Annotated in this window: 18 protein-coding genes and 1 pseudogene; 2 read left to right on the plus strand and 17 right to left on the minus strand. The window is 73.6% G+C overall.

Going from position 1 to position 19,819, the window contains the following annotated elements; all coding sequences use genetic code 11:
• Positions 1-224: 224 nt before the first annotated feature.
• From ACW62_RS06055 to ACW62_RS06105, 11 genes are all read right to left on the minus strand, one after another.
• On the minus strand, positions 225-674 hold the full coding sequence (locus ACW62_RS06055; RefSeq protein ID WP_053203199.1) for a hypothetical protein: 450 nt from the start codon (positions 672-674) through the stop codon (positions 225-227).
• Between the two features lie 40 nt (positions 675-714).
• Complete coding sequence (locus tag ACW62_RS06060) at positions 715-1,830, minus strand: glycosyltransferase family 4 protein (RefSeq protein ID WP_053203200.1); 1,116 nt, start codon at positions 1,828-1,830, stop codon at positions 715-717.
• Positions 1,831-1,844: 14 nt separating this feature from the next.
• Positions 1,845-2,492 carry an L-threonylcarbamoyladenylate synthase gene (locus ACW62_RS06065; RefSeq protein ID WP_053203201.1) on the minus strand — a complete coding sequence of 216 codons (648 nt, stop codon included), beginning with the start codon at positions 2,490-2,492 and terminating at the stop codon, positions 1,845-1,847.
• A gap of 7 nt (positions 2,493-2,499) precedes the next feature.
• A complete protein-coding gene (locus ACW62_RS06070) occupies positions 2,500-3,369 on the minus strand; it encodes a N5-glutamine methyltransferase family protein (protein ID WP_240477247.1) in 870 nt (289 codons plus the stop codon).
• Positions 3,366-4,457, minus strand: a complete 1,092-nt coding sequence (gene prfA, locus ACW62_RS06075; RefSeq protein WP_053203202.1) for a peptide chain release factor 1 — start codon at positions 4,455-4,457, stop codon at positions 3,366-3,368. The genes ACW62_RS06070 and prfA overlap by 4 nt, the downstream gene beginning before the upstream one ends.
• An 81-nt stretch (positions 4,458-4,538) precedes the next feature.
• Complete coding sequence (rpmE, locus tag ACW62_RS06080) at positions 4,539-4,760, minus strand: 50S ribosomal protein L31 (RefSeq protein WP_053203203.1); 222 nt, start codon at positions 4,758-4,760, stop codon at positions 4,539-4,541.
• Between the two features lie 740 nt (positions 4,761-5,500).
• On the minus strand, positions 5,501-7,540 hold the full coding sequence (gene rho, locus ACW62_RS06085) for a transcription termination factor Rho (RefSeq protein ID WP_053203204.1): 2,040 nt from the start codon (positions 7,538-7,540) through the stop codon (positions 5,501-5,503).
• A gap of 260 nt (positions 7,541-7,800) precedes the next feature.
• On the minus strand, positions 7,801-8,703 hold the full coding sequence (thrB, locus tag ACW62_RS06090; protein WP_053203205.1) for a homoserine kinase: 903 nt from the start codon (positions 8,701-8,703) through the stop codon (positions 7,801-7,803).
• On the minus strand, positions 8,700-9,770 hold the full coding sequence (thrC, locus tag ACW62_RS06095) for a threonine synthase (RefSeq protein WP_240477248.1): 1,071 nt from the start codon (positions 9,768-9,770) through the stop codon (positions 8,700-8,702). Before thrC ends, thrB begins: the two co-directional genes overlap by 4 nt.
• Before the next feature lie 14 nt (positions 9,771-9,784).
• Entirely contained in the window at positions 9,785-11,077 is a 1,293-nt protein-coding gene (locus ACW62_RS06100) for a homoserine dehydrogenase (RefSeq protein ID WP_053203207.1), read from the minus strand.
• 133 nt (positions 11,078-11,210) lie between these two features.
• On the minus strand, positions 11,211-11,585 hold the full coding sequence (locus ACW62_RS06105) for a VOC family protein (RefSeq protein ID WP_053203208.1): 375 nt from the start codon (positions 11,583-11,585) through the stop codon (positions 11,211-11,213).
• 36 nt (positions 11,586-11,621) lie between these two features.
• On the opposite strand from ACW62_RS06105, the gene ACW62_RS06110 reads away from it, so the two are divergent.
• Positions 11,622-13,904 carry an ATP-binding cassette domain-containing protein gene (locus ACW62_RS06110; RefSeq protein WP_053203209.1) on the plus strand — a complete coding sequence of 761 codons (2,283 nt, stop codon included), beginning with the start codon at positions 11,622-11,624 and terminating at the stop codon, positions 13,902-13,904.
• 32 nt (positions 13,905-13,936) lie between these two features.
• Here the strand turns inward: ACW62_RS06110 and ACW62_RS36355 are convergent.
• Positions 13,937-14,518: pseudogene (locus ACW62_RS36355) on the minus strand (nitroreductase/quinone reductase family protein); the annotation flags it as partial.
• A gap of 20 nt (positions 14,519-14,538) precedes the next feature.
• Here ACW62_RS36355 and ACW62_RS06115 point away from each other — a divergent pair.
• Complete coding sequence (locus tag ACW62_RS06115) at positions 14,539-15,120, plus strand: TetR/AcrR family transcriptional regulator (protein WP_053203210.1); 582 nt, start codon at positions 14,539-14,541, stop codon at positions 15,118-15,120.
• Between the two features lie 4 nt (positions 15,121-15,124).
• Here the strand turns inward: ACW62_RS06115 and ACW62_RS06120 are convergent, their stop codons facing one another.
• The 5 genes from ACW62_RS06120 to ACW62_RS06140 form a co-directional block, all read right to left on the minus strand.
• Complete coding sequence (locus tag ACW62_RS06120) at positions 15,125-15,712, minus strand: response regulator transcription factor (protein WP_083459338.1); 588 nt, start codon at positions 15,710-15,712, stop codon at positions 15,125-15,127.
• Positions 15,709-16,839, minus strand: a complete 1,131-nt coding sequence (locus tag ACW62_RS06125) for a sensor histidine kinase (protein ID WP_053203211.1) — start codon at positions 16,837-16,839, stop codon at positions 15,709-15,711. The genes ACW62_RS06120 and ACW62_RS06125 overlap by 4 nt, the downstream gene beginning before the upstream one ends.
• A gap of 17 nt (positions 16,840-16,856) precedes the next feature.
• Positions 16,857-17,570, minus strand: a complete 714-nt coding sequence (locus tag ACW62_RS06130; RefSeq protein ID WP_053203212.1) for an ABC transporter permease — start codon at positions 17,568-17,570, stop codon at positions 16,857-16,859.
• Positions 17,567-18,475 (minus strand): ABC transporter ATP-binding protein, encoded by a 909-nt coding sequence (locus ACW62_RS06135; protein WP_053203213.1) that lies wholly within the window; start codon positions 18,473-18,475, stop codon positions 17,567-17,569. The genes ACW62_RS06130 and ACW62_RS06135 overlap by 4 nt, the downstream gene beginning before the upstream one ends.
• 68 nt (positions 18,476-18,543) lie before the next feature.
• Entirely contained in the window at positions 18,544-19,488 is a 945-nt protein-coding gene (locus tag ACW62_RS06140; protein ID WP_053203214.1) for a S1C family serine protease, read from the minus strand.
• Positions 19,489-19,819: the final 331 nt, after the last annotated feature.

Below are 19,819 nucleotides of genomic sequence, written 5' to 3' on the forward strand. Positions count from 1 at the left end.
AACACGCGGCTGTTGAGCCACTCGGAGACGAGCCAGCCGACGCCACCCCATACTGCTACTCCGGACACGACCAGCGCGAAGGCATCCCACGCGTTGTTCTGTTCCCGTCGACGTACGTCATCGGGTTCGTCCGGGCTCATGGCGCCTCGAATACTACTGGGTGCCCTTGCCGGTAACGAAATCGGGTCCCACTAAGCGCGCCCGGGGCGCTGTCGAGGCGAAGGTCATTCCGGCTCACCGGCCGGCACCGCGGACCGGGTGCCGCGGCTGTTCTCGCGGAACATCGTCACCGCGTAGGTGAGCGTGTAGACCAGCGCGCAGACCATCAGCGACAGCCCCAGCGCGCGCTCGTCGAGGCCGTCAATGCTGGTCAGGACGCCGAGACCCAGGAAGATCAGGGCCAGCCGCAGGCTGTACGTCACGATCAGCACGCCCGCGCCGGCCATGCCGCTGGCCGGCAGGTAGCGGGCCAGCAGCACGGGCAGCGCGCCGCTGGCGAAGAACGCGATGACCAGCACCGCGGCGACGGCGGCGGACCACAGCGCGGCGCTGCCGGCGGCGAACGCGGCCGTGACGGCGCAGGCGACGCCGACGGCGGCGGTGAGCAGCAGGGCGGGCCGGGCGGCCGCGGCCGGGCTACGCCGGCGCGGCGGCGGGGAAACGGGTGCATTCATGGCGGCCTCAGCCTACCTGGCCGCTCCGACGTGCTGTTTCTCACACGGTGGACGGGTGGCCGCGGCGGAAGAGACGGCGCGGGTGGCCGGTCGTGAACGCGATCATGATGGCGACGGCGAGCGCCAGCAGCACGTAGGTGGTCCAGCCGCCGACCAGCGCGATGACCACCAGGCCGCCGGAGACGAGCGCCGCCCACACCCACATGATCGCGACCGCGCGCCACTGCGAGTGGCCGATCTCCAGCAGCCGGTGGTGCAGGTGCATCTTGTCCGGCGCGAACGGCGACTTCCCGGCTCTGGCGCGGCGGACGACGGCCAGCATCATGTCGAGGAACGGCAGCAGGATGACCGCCAGCGGCAGCACCAGCGGCAGCAGCGTCAGCAGGAAGCTGGAGGTGTCGACGTCCTGGCTGGGCAGCCGGCCGGTGAGGCTGATCGACCCGGCCGCGAGCAGCAGGCCGATCAGCATGGCGCCGGAGTCGCCCATGAAGATCTTCGCCGGGTGCGCGTTGTGCGGCAGCAGCCCGGCGCAGATGCCCACCACCACCACCGAGACCAGCGCCGACGTCGTCATGTACGACGTGTTGTTGTTCTCGACGGACAGCAGGTAGGCGTAGGCGAAGAACGCCGCGGCGCCGATGCCCACCACGCCGGCGGCCAGGCCGTCGAGACCGTCGACGAAGTTCACCGCGTTGGACGCGCCGACCACCAGGACGACCGTCATGATCGCGCCCTGGGTCTGGTCGAGCACGAAGGTGCCGCCGGGCAGCGGCAGCCAGACCAGCTGCACGCCGAGCGCCACCAGCAGGCCGGCCGCAACGACCTGGCCGGCGAACTTGGCCAGCGCGGAGAGGTCCCAGATGTCGTCGGCGACGCCGATGAGGCAGATGACGACCGCAGCGAGGATCAGCGCCCACGCGTCGCTGGACTCGGTGAACACGTCGCGCATGCGGGGCAGGTAGCTGGCCACCAGCATCGCGACCAGCATGCCGGCCAGCATCGCGATACCGCCCAGCCGCGGCACCGGCTCGCGGTGGACGTCGCGGTCGCGGGTGGGCGGGACGGCGCCGACCCAGTAGGCGAACCGGCCCGCCAGCCCCACCACCAGATACGTGACCGAGGCCGCGATGAAGAAGGTCAGAAGATACTCGCGCACCGGCGGACCGTTCCTTACGCTTCCGGGCCCTGCAGCTCGGGGACGACGGCCTGCAGCTCGGCGAGGCCGAGCGCGCCCTGCCGCAGCACCCGCGGGACCTCGCCGGAGACGTCGACGATGGTCGACGGCGTGTCGTTCTCGGTGTCGCCGGCCTCGAGGTAGACGGCGACGGAGTCGCCGAGCTGGTCGCGAGCGTCGCCCGCGGACCGCGCCGGCGGCTGCCCGCTGAGGTTGGCGCTGCTGACGGCCAACGGGCCGGTGGTCTTCAGCACTTCGACGGCGACCTCGTGGTCGGGCATCCGGACCGCGACGGTGTCGCCGGTGTCGCCGAGGTCCCAGCGCAGCGACGGCTGCTGGCGGCAGATCAGCGTCAGCCCGCCCGGCCAGAACGCCTCGACCAGCGCGTCGATGGTCTTGCCGGTGACGGCGACGCCGCCCAGCGTGGCCGGCGAGCCGACCAGCACCGGCACCGGCATGTCCCGGCCACGGCCTTTGGCCTGCAGCAACGCCTCCACCGCCGCGGGCGTGAACGCGTCGGCGCCGATGCCGTAGACGGTGTCGGTGGGCAGCACGATGAGCTTGCCGTTGCGGATGGCGCGGGCCGCGGCGGCGACGCCGCGCTGCCGCTTGGTCTCGTCGGAGCAGTCGTACAGCGGACTCACGCGGACATCATCCCGCACGTCGCGCGGTGACGTACCGCGGGCGTCCGGTGAGATCGAGATGATCGGCCACCTCGGCCCAGCCGCCGTGCCTGTGGAACACGTCCGGGGCGGCCTCGCCCTGCACGTCGGCGTGCTCGGCCACCAGCAGCCCGCCGGGGCGCAGCAGCCGGGCGCCGACGTCGGCGAGCACCCGCATGGCGTCGAGGCCGTCGGCGCCGGACCACAGCGCGGCCGGCGGGTCGTACTCCGCCACCTCGGGGTCGCGGATGGTGGCCTCGGCCGGGATGTACGGCGGGTTCGCGGCCACGACGTCGACCTGTCCGAGCAGCATCGACAGGCTGCGCTCGGCGACCAGCGCGACGTCGTCGCGGTGCACGATGACGGAGTTGCCGGCGGCGTTGCGGCGCAGCCAGGCGACCGCGTCGTCCTCGCGCTCGACGGCGTGCACCATGACCGGGCGCACCTCGGTGGCGACGGAGACCGCGATGGCGCCGGACCCGGAGAACAGGTCGACGACGACCGGCACCCGGCCGGCCGCGACGACCGCCCGCGCCTCGTCGACGGCGGCGCCGGCGGTCAGCTCGGTCTCCGGCCGCGGGATGAACACGCCCGGGCCGACCTGCAGCACCAGGTGCCGGAACGGCGCCTGGCCGGTGAGGTGCTGCAGCGGCTCGCGGCCGGCGCGGCGGCGGACCAGCTCGTCGAACCGGGGCCCGAACGAGTCGTCCGGGTCGGGCTGGGTCAGCAGCGCGCCGCGCTCGACCCCGAGCACGTGCGCGGCCAGCGCCTCGGCGTCGTGCCGCGGCGACGGCACCTCGGCGGCAGCCAGCACACCGGCCGCCGTGCGGAGCTGTTCGAGCAGCGGCGCCGTGCTCACGCGCCGTCACCGCGCTCGGCGGTGGCCGTCAGCGCCGCCTCGGCGTCGGCGTCGACCAGCGACTGCACGACCGGGCCGAGCTCGCCGTCGAGCACGACGTCGAGGTTGTAGGCCTTGTAGCCGGTGCGGTGGTCGGAGATGCGGTTCTCCGGGAAGTTGTAGGTACGCACCCGCTCGGAGCGGTCGACGGTGCGCACCTGGCTGCGCCGCGCGTCCGACGCCTCGCGCTGGGCCTCCTCCTGCGCCGCCGCGAGCATGCGCGCGCGCAGGATGCGCATGGCCTGCTCCTTGTTCTGCAGCTGGCTCTTCTCGTTCTGGCAGGAGACGACGATGCCGGTGGGCAGGTGGGTGATGCGCACCGCGGAGTCGGTGGTGTTGACGCTCTGCCCGCCCGGGCCGGACGATCGGAACACGTCGATGCGCAGGTCGTTCGGGTTGATCTCGACCTCACCCTCGTCCTCGGCCTCCGGCAGCACCAGCACCCCGGCGGCGGACGTGTGGATGCGGCCCTGGCTCTCGGTGACGGGGACCCGCTGGACGCGGTGGACGCCGCCCTCGTACTTGAGCCGGGCGAACGGCGCGGTGCCGGGCTCGGGCGCGCCGCGCGCCTTCACCGCGACGGAGACGTCCTTGTAGCCGCCGAGGTCGGATTCCTCGGCGTCGAGCACCTGGGTGCTCCAGCCGGCCCGCTCGGCGAAGCGCAGGTACATGCGCAGCAGGTCGCCGGCGAACAGCGCCGACTCGGCGCCGCCCTCCCCCGCCTTGATCTCCAGGATCGCGTCGCGGTCGTCGTTGGGGTCGCGCGGCAGCAGCAGCATGCGCAACCGCTCGGCGAGCTCGTCCTGCTTCGCCGCCAGCTCGGCCGCCTCGGCGGCGAACGCGGAGTCGTCGGCGGCCAGCTCCAGCGCGGCGGCGCGGTCGTCGCCGGCCTGCCGCCACGCGCGGTACGCCGCGACGATGGCCGTCAGCTCGGCATAGCGCCGGTTCAGCCGCTTGGCCAGCGACGGCTCGGCGTGCACCGACGGGTCGGCCAGGCGCTGTTCGAGCTCGGCGTGCTCGGACACCAGCGCCTCGACACCTTCGAACACTGGTCGGCTCCCTTCCGAGGACGCGGGCACAAAGGGGGCGGGGCGTGCGAGGAGAACCTCGCACGCCCCGCCCACGAAAAGCTACTTGGCGTCGGCCTTCTTCTTGCCGTACCGCGACTCGAAGCGCGCCACCCGGCCGCCGGTGTCGAGGATCTTCTGCTTGCCCGTGTAGAACGGGTGGCAGGCGGAGCACACGTCGGCGTGGATGACGCCGTTGGCCGCCGTGCTGCGGGTGGTGAACGTGTTGCCACAGGTGCAGGTGACCGTGGTCTCCACGTAAACCGGGTGGATGTCGGACTTCATGCTGCGCACTCCTGGCGTGTCGTGGGCCGCCGGGTCAGCACGACGGGGCGTCGCACCGTGAACCGGAGCCAGCAGATCAGTATTCCAGGTGCGGGCCGCCGCAGCCAAACCGCCACGTGGCCGCCGCGTTCGCCGCTGTGCTGCTGTGCGCCGTCTGGCCGCACGTTGGCAGTCTGGGCACACCTCACTTCACCCGCGCCGGGGGCACCTCGAGACGAGTGACGTCGACGATCTGAGCTGTGAGTCGAGGACACCCAACGGCGCACCGACAGGAACGACGATAGGGGTCCGAGTACGTGAGTACTCGTGCCGCCATACACGCTGGCCAGGGAGAATGCCGCCGGCCGCTCGCTGGCCGCTCGTGGTTGGCAGTTTGGTGGGCCCAGGGCGCCAGTAATCCGCCAACCATCGGTGGCCGCGCACGGCCAGGGTCGGTGGGGACGGCAGCCAGGCAAACGGCGCACGGCGCACCGGGCGGGCTCTGCCCGCACTTCCCCCGTCCCCCTGATAGCTGCCCGTTCTTGGCCGCGGTGCCGCGGGTCAAGCGGTGCTTCGCCCGCGCGAAGCGCCACTGGGCTCCGCTTGAGGCGCGGTGCCGCGGCTAAGAAAATGGGCAGCAGGGGGACGGCCCACTGCCGCAAACGGCGACCTGCGGGACAACGGCGCACCGCCCGGACGTAGCGCTGCCCCGGCCGCTCGTGAGCGATCGGGGCAGCGCGGGACTCAGCGGGCGAGGCGGGTCAGTCGGCGTCCTTGGAGCCGTTGCCGCCGATGGCCGGCGTCGTCTTCTGGACCGTGAGCATGAACTCGGCGTTGCTCTTGGACTTCTTGAGCCGGTCGAGCAGCAGCTCGATGGCCTGCTGCGGGTCGAGCGCGGACATGACCCGGCGCAGCTGCCACATGATGGCCAGCTCGTCGCGGGAGACCAGGATCTCCTCGCGCCGGGTGCTCGACGCGTCGACGTCGATGGCCGGGAAGAGGCGCTTGTCGGCGAGGTCGCGGCGCAGCCGCAGCTCCATGTTGCCGGTGCCCTTGAACTCCTCGAAGATGACCTCGTCCATCTTGGACCCGGTCTCCACCAGCGCGGTGGCGAGGATGGTCAGCGAGCCGCCGTTCTCGATGTTGCGCGCCGCGCCGAAGAACCGCTTCGGCGGGTACAGCGCGCTGGAGTCGACGCCACCGGACAGGATGCGGCCGCTGGCGGGGGCCGCCAGGTTGTAGGCCCGGCCCAGGCGGGTGATGCCGTCGAGCAGGATGACGACGTCGTGGCCCAGCTCGACCAGCCGCTTGGCCCGCTCGATGGCGAGCTCGGCGACCATGGTGTGGTCGATCGGCGGGCGGTCGAACGTCGACGCGATGACCTCGCCCTTGACGGTGCGCTGGAAGTCGGTGACCTCTTCGGGCCGCTCGTCGACCAGCACCACCATGAGGTGGGTCTCGGGGTTGTTCTGCGTGATCGCGTGCGCCAGCGCCTGCATGATCAGCGTCTTGCCGGCCTTGGGCGGCGACACGATGAGACCGCGCTGGCCCTTGCCGATGGGCGCGATGAGATCGATGATGCGCGTCGCCATGGTGGTGGCGTCGGTCTCGAGACGCAGCCGGTCCTGCGGGTAGAGCGGGGTCAGCCGCGAGAACTCCGGACGCTGCTTGGCGGCCTCGGGGTCGGCGCCGTTGATGGTGTCGACCCGGACCAGCGCGTTGAACTTCTGCTGCTTCTCGCCCTCGCGCGGCTGCCGGACGGCGCCGGTGACGGCGTCGCCCTTGCGCAGGCCGTAGCGGCGGACCATGGCCAGCGACACGTACACGTCGTTGGGGCCGGGCAGGTAGCCCGACGTGCGCACGAACGCGTAGTTGTCGAGGATGTCGAGGATGCCGGCGACCGGGATGAGGACGTCGTCCTCGGAGACGGTCGGCTCCTCGATGCGCTCGCGGGCGCCGCCACCGCGGCGATCACGGTCGCGGTCGCTGCGGTCGCTCCGGTCGCTGCGGTCATTGCGATCGTTGCGGCTGTTGCCGCGGCGGTCGCGACGGCGGCGCCGGCGGCCACGGTCGTCGTCATCGTCCTGGGCGTCGTCGCGGTTGCCGCCGCCCTGGCGGGCGCCGTCAGTGTCTTGCCGGTTGTCCTGACGGTCGTTGCGGTCGGCCCGGTCGGCGCGGTCGCGGTTGCCGCCGCGCTCGTTGCCCTGACGGTCGTTCTGGCGGTCGCCGTCGCGGCCGCCCTGGCGGTTGCGGCGGTTGTCCTGCCGCTCGGAGCGGCGCTCGGACGACTCGTCGTCGGTGGCCGGGGCGTCCGTGGCGGGCGCCTCGCTGGCCGGCGCGTCGCTGGCCGGCGCCTCGGTGGCCGGGGCCTCCGCGGCGGGCGCGTCCGCGACGACCACGACTTCGTCGGGACGGTTCTCCGTGGCGGCCTGCGGCCGCTCGGCCCGGCGGCGGGTGCGCCCACGGGCGGGAGCCGCGTCGGCGGCGGGTGCCGCGGCCTCGGCCGCGGGGGTGTCGGTGACGGCCGGTGCGGCGGCGGGCGCCGCGGCCTCGACCGGGATGGTGTTGGCAGCGGCCGGCGCCGAGCCGCCGGACTGAGCCGCCTTGATGGCCGCGACCAGCTCGCCCTTGCGCATGCGGCCGGTGCCCTTCAGCCCGAGGCCGCCGGCGAGCTGCTGCAGCTCGGCCAGAACCATGCCCTCGAGGCCGGCAGCGCGGCGGCGCGCGGGGCGCTTCGCCGCGGTGGCGTCAGTAGACGCGTCCGGCGTCGCGGTGACGCCGGGGATCTCGGTATTAGTCACTCAGGGTCCTTCCCTGGACCGGCATCGGTTCAGACAAGCCGATGCATCGAACACCTCGGGTGGTTCCCGAGGAAAGGCACCACGCGAACTGATGGGCCGCCCCGCTGCCATAGTTCGCATGAGCGAACGGTGGGAGATGGGCGAAGACCACGGCCTTCGGCGACGAACGTCACCACCATGGGGATACCGACCAGCAGAACGTCGGTGCACAGCGAGCGTAGCACGCCGTGGGCCGTTTGACCCACCCCCGTGTGCACCGCTCATACAGTGGCGTACTCCACAACGGCACCCCGCGTGTCCACTTGCAACGAGCGGACGTCCCACCCTTCGGCGAGCGTCTCGACGCGGCTCAGGTCGTCGCCGGCGCCGAGCACCAGCACGGTCGGGCCGGCGCCGGACACGACGGCCGCCAGGCCGTCCGCCCGCAACGCCGTGACCAGCGCGTACGTGGCCGGCATGGCGGGCTCGCGGTAGTGCTGGTGCAGGCGGTCCGCGGTGGCGTCGAGCAGCAGGTCCGGCCGCCGCGCCAGCGCATGGACGAGCAGCGCAGCGCGACCCGCGTTGGCGGCGGCGTCGGCGTGCGGGACGGTGTCGGGCAGCAGGCCGCGCGCCTTCTCCGTCGACACCGCGAAGGACGGGACGCACACCACCGGCGCGACGTCGGGGTGGACGTCGACGCGGGTCGCGCGGGCGGCGCCGGCGTCGTCGCGCCACGCCACCGTCAGGCCGCCGAGCAGGCAGGCGGCGACGTTGTCCGGGTGGCCCTCGATGCGGTCGGCCGCGGCGAGCGCGTCGTCGTGCGCCGTCAGGCCGGTCAGCGCGCGGGCCGCGACGACACCGCCGACGATGGCGGCCGCCGACGAGCCCAGCCCGCGGCCGTGCGGCAGCGCGTTGCGGCAGCGCAACCGCAGCGCCGACGGCTGCTCGCCCAGCTCGGCGAACGCGGCGCGCAGCGACCGGACCACGAGGTGCCGCTCGTCCAGCGGCACCGATCCGGCGCCCTCGCCGTCGACCGTCACCTCGACCGGCGCGCGCGGCCCGCCGAACTCCGCCGTCACCTCGACCTCGTCGTGCAGTGACAGGGCGAGGCCGAGCGCGTCGAAGCCGGGACCGAGGTTGGCGCTGGTGGCGGGGGTGCGGACGCGGACGGTGGCCGTGCTCACGCCAGGCCCAGCGCCTTCGCGGCGGCGGCGGCCTGTGCCGGGACCACGTAGGGGCGGATTTCGCCGTAGTAGGCGCTGGCGGTGTCGACGTCCTTGAGGCCGTGCCCGGTGACGGTGACGACGATGCGCTGGCCGGCGTCGAGGCGTCCCGTGCGCGCGTAGTGCAGCAGGCCGGCCACCCCGGCCGCCGACGCGGGCTCGACGAACAGGCCCTCGCGGCCGGACAACTCCTGCTGCGCGGCCAGGATCTGCTCATCAGTGACGGCATCGATGAGGCCGCCGGAGTCGTCGCGCGCGGCGATGGCGAGGTCCCACGAGGCCGGGTTGCCGATGCGGATGGCGCTGGCCACCGTCTCGGGCGCGGACACCGGGCCGCCGTGCACGAACGGCGCGGCGCCGGCGGCCTGGAAGCCCCACATGCGCGGGCGCCGCCGCGCCGGGCCGTCGGCCGCGTACTCGGCGTAGCCGAGCCAGTAGGCGGAGATGTTGCCGGCGTTGCCGACCGGCAGGACGTGCAGGTCGGGCGCGTCGCCGAGGTCGTCGACCACCTCGAACGCGGCGGTCTTCTGCCCGGCCAGCCGGTACGGGTTGACGGAGTTGACCAGCGCGACGGGGTACGTCTCGGCCAGCTCGCGGGCCAGCCGCAGGCAGTCGTCGAAGTTGCCCTGCACCGACGCGATGACCCCGCCGTGCACGACGGCCTGGGCCAGCTTCGGCCCGCTGATCTTGCCGTCTGGCAGCAGCACCACCGGGCGCATGCCGGCGCGGACGGCGTACGCGGCGGCCGACGCGCTGGTGTTGCCGGTGGACGCGCAGACGACGGCCTCGGCGCCCTCCTCGGCGGCCTTCGAGATGGCCACCGTCATGCCGCGGTCCTTGAACGAGCCGGTCGGGTTGACGCCCTCGACCTTGAGGTACACCTCGCAGGACGTCTGCTCGGACAGCCACGGCGCGGGGACCAGCGGCGTGCCGCCCTCGCGCAGCGTCACCACCGGCGTGGCCGCCGTGACCGGCAGCCGGTCGCGGTACTCCTCGATCACTCCACGCCACAGCCGAGACTGGGTCACGACAGCCATGGTGGTCAGTCCCCCTCCACCCGCATCACCGAAAGGACAGCACGAACGGTATCGAGTCGCGTCAACCCGTCGACAGTCGCGGCCAGTGCGTCGTCGGTGGCCTGATGGGTGACGACGACCAGCTCGGCGTCGTCGGGGCCCTCGGCACGCTGCCGGACGGTCTCGATGGACACGTCGTGCTCGGCGAACACCGCGGCGACGGCGGCGAGCACGCCCGGACGGTCGTCGACGTCGAGGCTGATGTGGTACCTCGTGACGGTCTCGCCCATCGGACGGACCGGGCGGTCGGCGTACCAGGAGCCGCGCGGCCCGACAGCGTCGCCGAGGCGGTTGCGGGCGGCGGTGACGAGGTCGCCGAGGACGGCGCTCGCGGTGGGCACGCCGCCGGCGCCGGGGCCGTAGAACATCAGCCGGCCGGCCGCCTCGGCCTCGACGAACACCGCGTTGTAGGCGCCGCGGACGCTGGCCAGCGGGTGGGTGCGCGGCAGCATGGCCGGGTGGACGCGGACGCCGACGCCCCGCCCGTCGGGCGACAGCTCGCAGATGGCCAGCAGCTTCACGACGGCGTTCATCGCCGCCGCCGACGCGACGTCGGCCGAGGTGACGTCCGCGATGCCCTCGCGGTGCACGTCGGCGGCCACCACCGGCGAGTGGAACGCGATGCCGGCCAGGATGGCGGCCTTGGCGGCGGCGTCGAAGCCCTCGATGTCGGCGGTGGGGTCGGCCTCGGCGTACCCGAGCGACTGCGCCTCCTCGAGCGCCTCGGCGAAGCTGCTGCCCTCGCTGTCCATGCGGTCGAGGACGTAGTTCGTGGTGCCGTTGACGATGCCGAGGACGCGCTTGATGCGGTCGCCGGCCAGCGACTCGCGCAGCGGGCGCAGCAGCGGGATGGCCCCGGCGACGGCGGCCTCGTAGTAGAGGTCGACGCCGTGCTTCTCGGCGGCGGTGTGCAGCGTGACGCCGTCCTCGGCCAGCAGCGCCTTGTTCGCCGTGACGACGGAGGCGCCGCGCTGCATGGCGGCCAGCAGCAGCCCGCGGGCCGGCTCGATGCCGCCGATGACCTCGACCACCAGGTCGATGTCGTCGCGCTCGACGAGAGCGCGCGCGTCGGTCGTGAACAAGGCGGGGTCGACACCGGTGATGGAGCGGTCGCGGCCGATGCGCCGGACGGCGATGCCGGCGAGCTCGAGCCGGGCCCCCGCCCGCGCGGCGAGGTCGTCGGCGTGCTCGTGCAGGAGGCGGGCGACCTCCGTGCCGACGACACCGCATCCGAGCAGTGCCACGCGCAGGCTGGCCATCAGTCCCCCTTCTTCGCCCCGGTGAAACGTACGGGCACCAGTCTCCGGGAGGTCCGGACGATCTCGTGCCGTGCATCCATGATGCGAGACATCCGTCTCACCATACGCAGGTCGGCCGGAAGACCTGCACCCGTCAGTCGAGACAGAACTCATTGCCCTCGACGTCCTGCATGACGAGGCACGACTCGTTCTCCTCGTCGGCCAGCAGCAGCTGGAAGCGGCTGGCGCCGAGCGGGATCAGCCGGGCGCACTCGGCCTCGAGCGCGGCGAGGCGCTCGTCGCCCACCAGCCCAGTGCCGACCCGGACGCACAGATGCACGCGGTTCTTCACCACCTTGCCCTCGGGAACGCGCTGGAAGTACAGCCGCGGCCCCACCCCGGTGGGGTCGATGGCCACGTTCTTGTACTCCGGCGGCGTGACGTAGCCCAGCACCTCGCACCAGAAGGCGGCCACGCGCTCGGGCTCCGCGCAGTCGAAGGTGACCTGGAACTGCTTGACCGATGTCATCGGTCCACCCTAGGCGCGGCACGTATCATTCCGCGCGTGAGCGTGCTGCGGGTCACCGTCGGCGGGGTGACGCAGCACTTCCCTCCGTCGGCCGGTGAGGTCATGATCGGCCGGTCGGCGGCCTCGAACGTCGTCGTGCCGGAGTCGAGGGTGTCGCGACGGCACCTGCTCGTCTCGTTCGACGAGGGCTGGGTCGTGCGTGACCAGGGCAGTTCCGGCGGCACCTGGCGCGACGGCGTCCAGGTCGGCGAGGTGCCCGTCGACGGCCCGGTGGAACTGGCGCTGGGCGGACCGTCCGGGCCGGTGGTGTCGCTGACGGCGCCGCAGGCCGCGCCGCCGCGGCCGCCGGGGACGATCACCGTGGGCCGTGCGCCCGGCAACGACATCGTCATCGACGACCTGCTGACCGCCCGCCACCACGCGCGGCTCACGCCGAACGCCGGCGGCTGGTTCCTGGAGGACCTCGACAAGCACCACCAGACGTTCGTCCGCGGCGCCGACGTCGAGACCGCGCAGCTGCGCGAGGGCGACGTCGTCACGTTCGGGAAGGTGCGCTTCGTCGTCACCGGCGACGGCGTGCTGCCGGTGCCGGACTCCCCGTCCAGCGGCGGCCTCGACGTCAGCGACGTGCACTACGCGCTGCCCGGCGGGAAGGTGCTGACGGCGGACGTCTCGCTGGACGTCGCCGGGCCGCGGCTGGTCGCGCTGATCGGCCCGTCGGGATCGGGGAAGTCGACGCTGCTACGGCTGATCAGCGGCGAGCTGGAGCCGTCGCAGGGGTCGGTGCGCTACCAGGGCATCGACCCGCACCACCAGCAGGAGGAGGTGCACGGCCGCATCGGCGTGGTGCCGCAGCACACCATCGCGCACGCCCAGCTGACCGCCCGCCAGGCACTGCAGTACGCCGCCGAGCTGCGGCTGTCGCAGGACACCACGGCGGACGAGCGGCGGCAGCGGGTCGACGACGTGCTGGCCGAGCTGTCGCTGTCCGAGCACGCCGACATCCCGGTGCGGCGGATGTCCGGCGGCCAGCAGCGCCGGCTGGCGATCGCGTTCGAGCTGCTGACGAGCCCGTCGCTGCTGATCCTCGACGAGCCGACGGCCGGGCTGGACCCCGCGCTGGTCCGCCAGATCATGACCGGGCTGCGCGAGCTGGCCGACGGCGGCCGGCAGATCGTCGTCACCACACACGACCTCGCCCACCTGGACCTGTGCGACGACGTGCTGATCATGCTCCCGGGCGGCCGGGTCGAGTACTTCGGCCCGCCGGGCGGCATCGAGGAGCACTTCGGCACCGGCGACTGGGCGGACATCTTCGAGCGGCTCAACGCCGCGACGCCGCCACCACCACCGCCGGCCGCCGCGGGCCCCGACCTGGGCGACCGGCTGCGCCGCCTGAACCCGCAGACCTGGCTGGACCGCCTCAGCGGCTTCGGCCGCCCGGACGCGGCCCCGGCCGCCGCGAAGATCGTCGGGCCGGCGCCGGAGCTCGTCGGCCCGCAGGCCATCGACCAGCGCCGCCGCCGCCAGCAGACGTGGGTGCTGATCCGCCGTCAGCTCCGCCTCATCTGGGCCGACCGCGGGTACGCCGGGTTCCTGCTGGCGCTGCCGATGGTGCTGGCACTGCTGACCTTCGCGATCCCGGACGAGACCGGGCTGGGCCGGCCGGTGAACCCGGCCAGCACCGAGGCGATGCGGCTGCTGGTCGTCCTCGTCGTCGGCGCCGCGTTCATGGGCATGGCCGCGACCGTCCGCGACCTCGTCGCCGAGCGGCGCATCTTCCGGCACGAGCGCGCCGCCGGCCTGATGCCCGACGCCTACCTGGCGGCCAAGATCGTGGTGTTCTGCGGGGTCGTCGTGGTGCAGACGCTGATCCTGCTGCGGCTGGTCTACTGGTTCCGGGCCGGCCCCGGGGACGGCGTGCTGTTCGGCACCGGCAAGGTCGAGGTCGGCATCGCGCTGGCGGCGACGGCGATCGTGTCGGCGCTGCTCGGGCTGCTGATCTCGGCGCTGGTGTCCACGCCCGAGCAGACGATGCCGCCGCTGGTGGTGGCGATCATGGCGCAGCTGGTGCTGTGCGGCGGCCTGATCGAGGTGACGGGTCAGGCGGTGGTGTCGCAGCTGTCCTGGCTGGTGCCGTCGCGCTGGGGATACGCCGCTGCCGCGTCCACCGTCGACATCACCGAGCTGGTCCGTAGCGCACCGGACGACGCGCTCTGGAGCCACAATCCGGCCGCCTGGCTGGGCTCACTGCTGGCGCTCGCGGTGCTGGGGACGGCGTACGCCTGGCTGGCCCGCCGCCGGCTGCGCGCCACCTGACGCCCGTCCGGCAGCAGCCGCACGCGCACCGTCAGCAGATCGGCGCCGAGGACGCGGACGTTCATGGCGTTGAACATCCGCAGCGGGTGCCAGCGGATGATCGCGCGCTGCCGTGCCAGCACGTCGTCGCCGGGCAGCGGCTCGGCGACGCCATCGACCCACCGGTACCGCCAGCCGACACGCAGCCGGATCCGCACCCGCGGGTCGGCGAGGAGGTTGCGGACGTAGCCGGCCCGCAGGCCGTGCTCGGCGATGATCCAGAAGTCGTCGCCCGTCCGGCCGTTGCCGACCGGGGTGCGACGGGGCAGGCCGGTGGTCCGGCCGCGGGTCTCCAGGATCGCCAGGCCCAACGGGTTGAGCCCGAGCCGGAACAGCAGTCGGACCAGCGGGTTGATCACCCACCGCTGCATCGCCCGCACGACGGCGATCTTCGTCCGCCGGCTGCGCGCGGTCACGACGAGGTTCGCCAGGAACAGCGCGGTCTGCGTGAGCGCGCCGGGCAGCCCGGGCCAGGCTCCGGGGTCCAGCGCGTACAGGCCCCACACCACCGCGAGGGCGACGGCCGTGCCCGTCACCAGGCCACGCGGGACTGTCATACGATCGTATGGTCTCATACGACTGTATGATGGCACGCATGGCGCAGCTGTCAACCCCCCGGCCGACGAAGGACGTCATCACCGACGCGCTGCTCGACATCACGGCCGAGCGCGGGCTCGACCACGTCAGCGTCCGGCACGTCGCCGCGGCCGCCGGGGTCGCCATCGGCACCGTCCAGCACTACTTCCCCACCAAGGACGCCATGCTGACGGCGGCCTTCACCGAGGTGGTCCGCCGCATCCGCGAACGCGTCGCGGCGACCGTCCTCGGGCCGGACGTCCGGCGCAACCTCGCCGCCGTACTGCGCGAGCTGCTGCCGCTGGACGAGCGCCGGGCCGCCGAGGTGCGCGTCCAGGTCGCGTTCGCCGCCCGCGCCGCGACGATGCCGGCGCTGGCCGAGCTGCAGGGCGTCATCCTCGGCGAGGTCACCGACGCCATCGCGGCGGCGCTCGCCCACGTGGACGGCGACCCGCCGGAGCGGAGCCAGGCGCGGGCCAGGGTCGTCCTCGCCACCGTCGACGGGCTGGCGCTGCACGCCGTCAGCTCCCGCGACTGGGTCACCCCTGAGTCGCTGACGGCGGCGCTGGAGGACGCGCTCGACGCGCTGCTGCCCGGGTGAGCCGTCAGAGCCAGCCGTTGCGCTCGGCCACCCGCACCGCCTCGACCCGGTTGCGGGTGCCGGTCTTGCCGATCGCGCTGGACAGGTAGTTCCGCACCGTCCCATCGGACAGGTAGAGCCGGCCCGCGACGTCGGCGACGCTGGAGCCGTCGCGAGAGGCGCGCGGGGTGAGCGGCGACGGCCCGGCGGCCAGCGACTCCACGGCCAGCGCGGGGTCGACGACGCGCAGGCCGGCGTGGATGCGGCGGATCGCGTCGGCCAGCTGCTCGGCCGGGCTGTCCTTGACGACGAAGCCGCCGGCCCCCGCCTCGACGGCCCGGCGCAGGTAGCCGGGCCGTCCGAACGTCGTGACGATGAGGACGCGGCACGACGGCAGCTGCTCGCGCAGGACCGCCGTCGCCGCGATGCCGTCGAGGCCGGGCATCTCGACGTCCAGCAGCGCGACGTCCGGGCGGTGCTCGAGCGCGGCGGCCACGACCTCGTCGCCGCGCTCGACCTGGGCGACCACCTCGAGGTCGGACTCCAGCGACAGCAGCGCGGCCATCGCGCCGCGCACCAGCGCCTGGTCGTCGGCGAGCAGCAGGCGGATCACGACACCATCATCGCGGTCGTGGTCCACCCGCCCGTCCCGTCGGGCCCGGCCTGCAGCGTGCCGCCGGCCGCCTCGACCCGTTCGCGCAGCCCGACCAGCCCGGACGACACCGGGCCGGGCCGGGTGCCGTCGGCGCCGTCGTTCCAGACCTCGATCGCGCCGGGTGTGACGGTGACCCGGGCGTGCTGGGCGTGGCTGTGCCGGACGACGTTGGTGACGGCCTCGCGCAGCACCCAGCCGAAGAGCTCGCGCCGTCCGGCCGGTACGTCGTCGACGGCGCCGGGCAGCTCGGCCGCGATGCCGGCCGCCTCGAGCACCGTCGCGGCGCGCACCAGCTCGGACGTCAGCGTGACGTCGCGGTAGCCGGCGACGGTGCCGCGGACGTCCTTGAGCCCCTGGCGGAGCAGTTCCTCGACCTCGCGCAGTTCGGTCCGGGCGCGGTCGTCGTCGGCGCCGACCATGCGGCGGGCCAGCTGCGTCTTCACCGTCGCCGCGGTGAGGCTGTGGCCGACGACGTCGTGCAGGTCGCGGGCGAAGCGCAGCCGTTCCTGCTCGACCGCCATGGACGCGATCTGCTCCTGCGCCCGGGTGAGCCGCAGGTTGGTCTCGCGCAACCGGAAGATCGCGTCCGTCGCCCAGGACGACCCGAGGATCGCCACCACGAACCAGACGCTGACCTGCCAGTCCAGCCCCAGCGACCACGGCACGAACAGCACGGCCACGCAGATGCTGCCGATGCTGGACCACGCTTTGCGCCGCGGCATCACCATCAGCGAGACCTGGCTCAGCGCGAACCACACCACCACGCCGGACTCGCCGGCGAACCCGACCACGAGGCCGCCCAGCAGGCACAGTCCGACGAAGCCGAACCGGCGGATCGGGGCCGGCACCGGCTCGTCGCGCCGCCGGGCCGACCGGGCCTGGGCGAACACGTAGTAGAACCCGGCCAGGAACGCCACCAGCGACAGGTAGCCGAGCACGGTCCAACCCGGCGGGTAGTGCTGCTGGTAGACGCCCACCGCGGTGGGGATCAGGATGACGATCCACACCAGGGCGGCGACCAGCGGCAGCCGCCGTTCGTCGTCCCGGGCCGGCGGCGCGGCCGTCTCGACCGGTGTGGGTGTCATCGGCGCCAACCTAGCGCTCACCGCTCCGCCCGGCCGTAGCGCCAGCGGACCAGCCCGGCCAGCACCAGCGTCCACGCCGCCAGCGTGATCGCGGCCCGGACGACGTCGACGGGCTCGCCGAACGGCGCCTGCGCGAGCGCGTTGAGCCAGTACGACGGGTACCACTGCGCGACCGACTCAAGGCCGCTGGGCAGTTGGTCGATCGGCACGAACACGCCGCCGAGGAACGCGCTGCCGAGCAGCACGACCATGCCGCGCGGCTGCGCCGAGTTCGCCGAGCCGGCCTGACCGAGCAGCGCGCCGAGCAGCGCGAACGGGATGCTGCCCAGCCACAGCAGGAACAGCGACTCGGCCATCGCCGGCAGGTCCGCGCCGCCGCCCTGCGCGGCCAGCCCGACGGCGAACACCAGCGTCCCGGCCAGCATGCCGAGCACCAGCGCGACCACGCTCTTGGACAGCGCGTACGACAGCGGCCGCAGCGGCGACAGCCGCAGCTGGCGGGTCCAGCCGGCGTGCCGCTCCAGCGCGACGCGGCCGCCGGCCGAGATCGTCGCGGCCAGCCCGGCGAACACGCCCATCATCACCATCAGCGACGTCGTGGCGCCGGTGTCGTCGCCCCACATCGCGTTGTACAGCAGGAACAGCCCGGCCGGCAGGCCGGCGGTGAGGACCAGCGCAGCGCGGTCGCGCAGCAGCCTTCGCACCTCCAGAAGGGTGTAGGTGGTGTTCACCGGGCACTCCCCTCCGTGATCGACAGGAACGCCTCTTCCAGGTCGGCGCCGGTCACCTCGATGTCGTGAGCCTCGGGCGAGCGGGCGAGCAGCGCGCGCAGGACGCCGTCGCCGTCGGCGGTGCGGATCCGTACGTCGGCGCCGTCGACGGTGACGGCGTCGTTGCCGAACAGCGCGTGGAGGGTCGCCTCGTCGAGGTCCGGCACGGTCGCGCGGACGGTGCGGACGGCGACGATGGACTTGACGTGGCGCGGTGTGCCGTCGGCGACGACGCGGCCGTCGCGGAGGAGGACGACGCGGTCGGCGAACCCGTCCGCCTCGTCGAGATAGTGGGTGGCGAACAGCACGGTCCGGCCGGCGGCGACGAACCGGCGCATGGCGGCCCAGAACTCGCGGCGGGTGGCGACGTCCATCGCGACGGTCGGCTCGTCGAGGACGACGAGGTCCGGGTCCGGAACCAGCGCGAGGGCGAACCGGACCCGTTGGGTCTGGCCGCCCGACAACTCGGTGGCGCGGCGGCCGGCCAGGTCGGCGAGGCCGGCCCGCTGGAGCACCTCGGCGACGGCGAGTGGGTGCCGGTGCACGGCCGCGAACAGCGCGACCAGCTCGGCGACGGTCGCGTCCTCGAGCATGGCGCCGTCCTGTAGCATCGCGCCGACCAGGCCGGCGTCGACGGCGTCGCGCGGGCTGCGGCCGAACACGGCGACGGTGCCCGCGTCGGGGCGGCTCAGGCCGAGGACGAGGTCGACGACGGTGGACTTCCCGGCGCCATTCGGGCCGAGCAGGGCGACGATCTCACCGGGAGCGACCTCCAGGTCGACGCCGTCGACGGCGGTGAGGGGGCCGTAGGACTTGCGCAGCCCGGTCAGCCGGACCGCGTGCGGTGCGAGGGTTCGTTCGGTCATGTCTCCAGCGTCCGCCGGTGACGGCGGACGCGGAGGTCACGGGCGTCCGGTCCTGGACATGACAGTTGTCATGCCTGGTCGGCGAGCTCCACCGGCCGGGCGATGACGTCGACCATGGCGCCGTTGCGGAACGTGGTGATCGGCAGCGGCACGTCGATGGCGTCGGCGAACATCCGCCGCTGCAGCGCCTGCGCGTCGTCGACCGGCTGGCCGCCGATGGTGACGACGAGGTCGCCCTGCCGCAGGCCGGCCACTTCGGCCGGACTGCCCGGCTCGACGTGCACGATGCGGACGCCCCTGGTGCGGCCGATGCGCTCGGCCAGCGCCGGCGGCACCGGGGCGGGCGCCGTCGCGACACCGAGGAAGGCGCGGCGCACCCGGCCGTCGCGCAGCAGCGTGGTGACGATGCGGTTCGTGGTGGTGTTGATCGGCACCGCCAGCCCCAGCCCGACCCCGGCGACGGCGGTGTTGATGCCGACCACGCGCGCGTTCGCGTCGGCCAGCGCGCCGCCGGAGTTGCCCGGGTTCAGCGCGGCGTCGGTCTGGATGACGTCCTCGATGATGCGCACCGTGCGCCCGCTCTGCGCCGGCATCGACCGGCCCAGCGCGCTGACCACGCCCGCCGTCACCGACCCGGACAGCCCCAGCGGGCTGCCGACGGCGACCACCAGCTGCCCGACGGTCAGCCCGTCGGCGTCGCCCAGTTCCGCCGGCGGCGGGGTATCGCCGTCGGCGCGGACGACGGCGAGGTCGGACAGCCGGTCCCGTCCGATGACGGTGTACCCGACCTCCGTGCCGTCGGCGAACGCCGCCGTCCCCCTGGACGTCGCGCCCACGACGTGCGCGTTCGTCAGCAGGAACCCGTCGCCGGTGAACACCACCGCCGACCCCGTGCCGACGACGCCGGTGCGGCCGCGCCGCTCCCCCTGCACCACCAGGCTGGCGACGGACGGCAGCAGCGTGCCGGCCACCCGGGTGACCACCTGCGAATACGCGTCGAGCTCGTCTGCCACGGCGCACCTCCAGACCGCGAAGATGCAGGCTCAACGTCGGGCGGCCGCGCCGCTACTCCCGTGTCCGCCCTGGGCGGACAGCTCCGCCGGTCGCCGTGAGCCGGAAGTGCGTGGCCAGGTCCGCGGCGAGCGCGGCGGCCTCCCGGGTGCCGTCCACCTCGACGAGGGTTCCAGCAGCAGCGGTGCGACGTCGCGCGGCAGACTGCCGAACCAGTCACGAGCACGGGGCCGGCCGGCGGGCAGCGCCAGCAGGGCCTGCGTCACGAACCCGATCGTCTCGCCGTGTGGTGGATCCGTGCCGGCACGTCACGCGCGCATCTCGTTGAGAGAC

The organism is Jiangella muralis (assembly GCF_001270745.1).
GTDB classification, from domain to species: domain Bacteria; phylum Actinomycetota; class Actinomycetes; order Jiangellales; family Jiangellaceae; genus Jiangella; species Jiangella muralis.

What these genes read in the sequence shown, in the direction of transcription:
- rpmE (WP_053203203.1), bottom strand. Translation starts at nt 4,760, where the DNA reads ATGAAGTCCGACATCCACCCGGTTTACGTGGAGACCACGGTCACCTGC.
- ACW62_RS06055 (WP_053203199.1), bottom strand. Translation starts at nt 674, where the DNA reads ATGAATGCACCCGTTTCCCCGCCGCCGCGCCGGCGTAGCCCGGCCGCG.
- ACW62_RS06125 (WP_053203211.1), bottom strand. Translation starts at nt 16,839, where the DNA reads ATGACACCCACACCGGTCGAGACGGCCGCGCCGCCGGCCCGGGACGAC.
- ACW62_RS06135 (WP_053203213.1), bottom strand. Translation starts at nt 18,475, where the DNA reads ATGACCGAACGAACCCTCGCACCGCACGCGGTCCGGCTGACCGGGCTG.
- ACW62_RS06100 (WP_053203207.1), bottom strand. Translation starts at nt 11,077, where the DNA reads ATGGCCAGCCTGCGCGTGGCACTGCTCGGATGCGGTGTCGTCGGCACG.
- ACW62_RS06115 (WP_053203210.1), top strand. Translation starts at nt 14,539, where the DNA reads ATGGCGCAGCTGTCAACCCCCCGGCCGACGAAGGACGTCATCACCGAC.
- ACW62_RS06105 (WP_053203208.1), bottom strand. Translation starts at nt 11,585, where the DNA reads ATGACATCGGTCAAGCAGTTCCAGGTCACCTTCGACTGCGCGGAGCCC.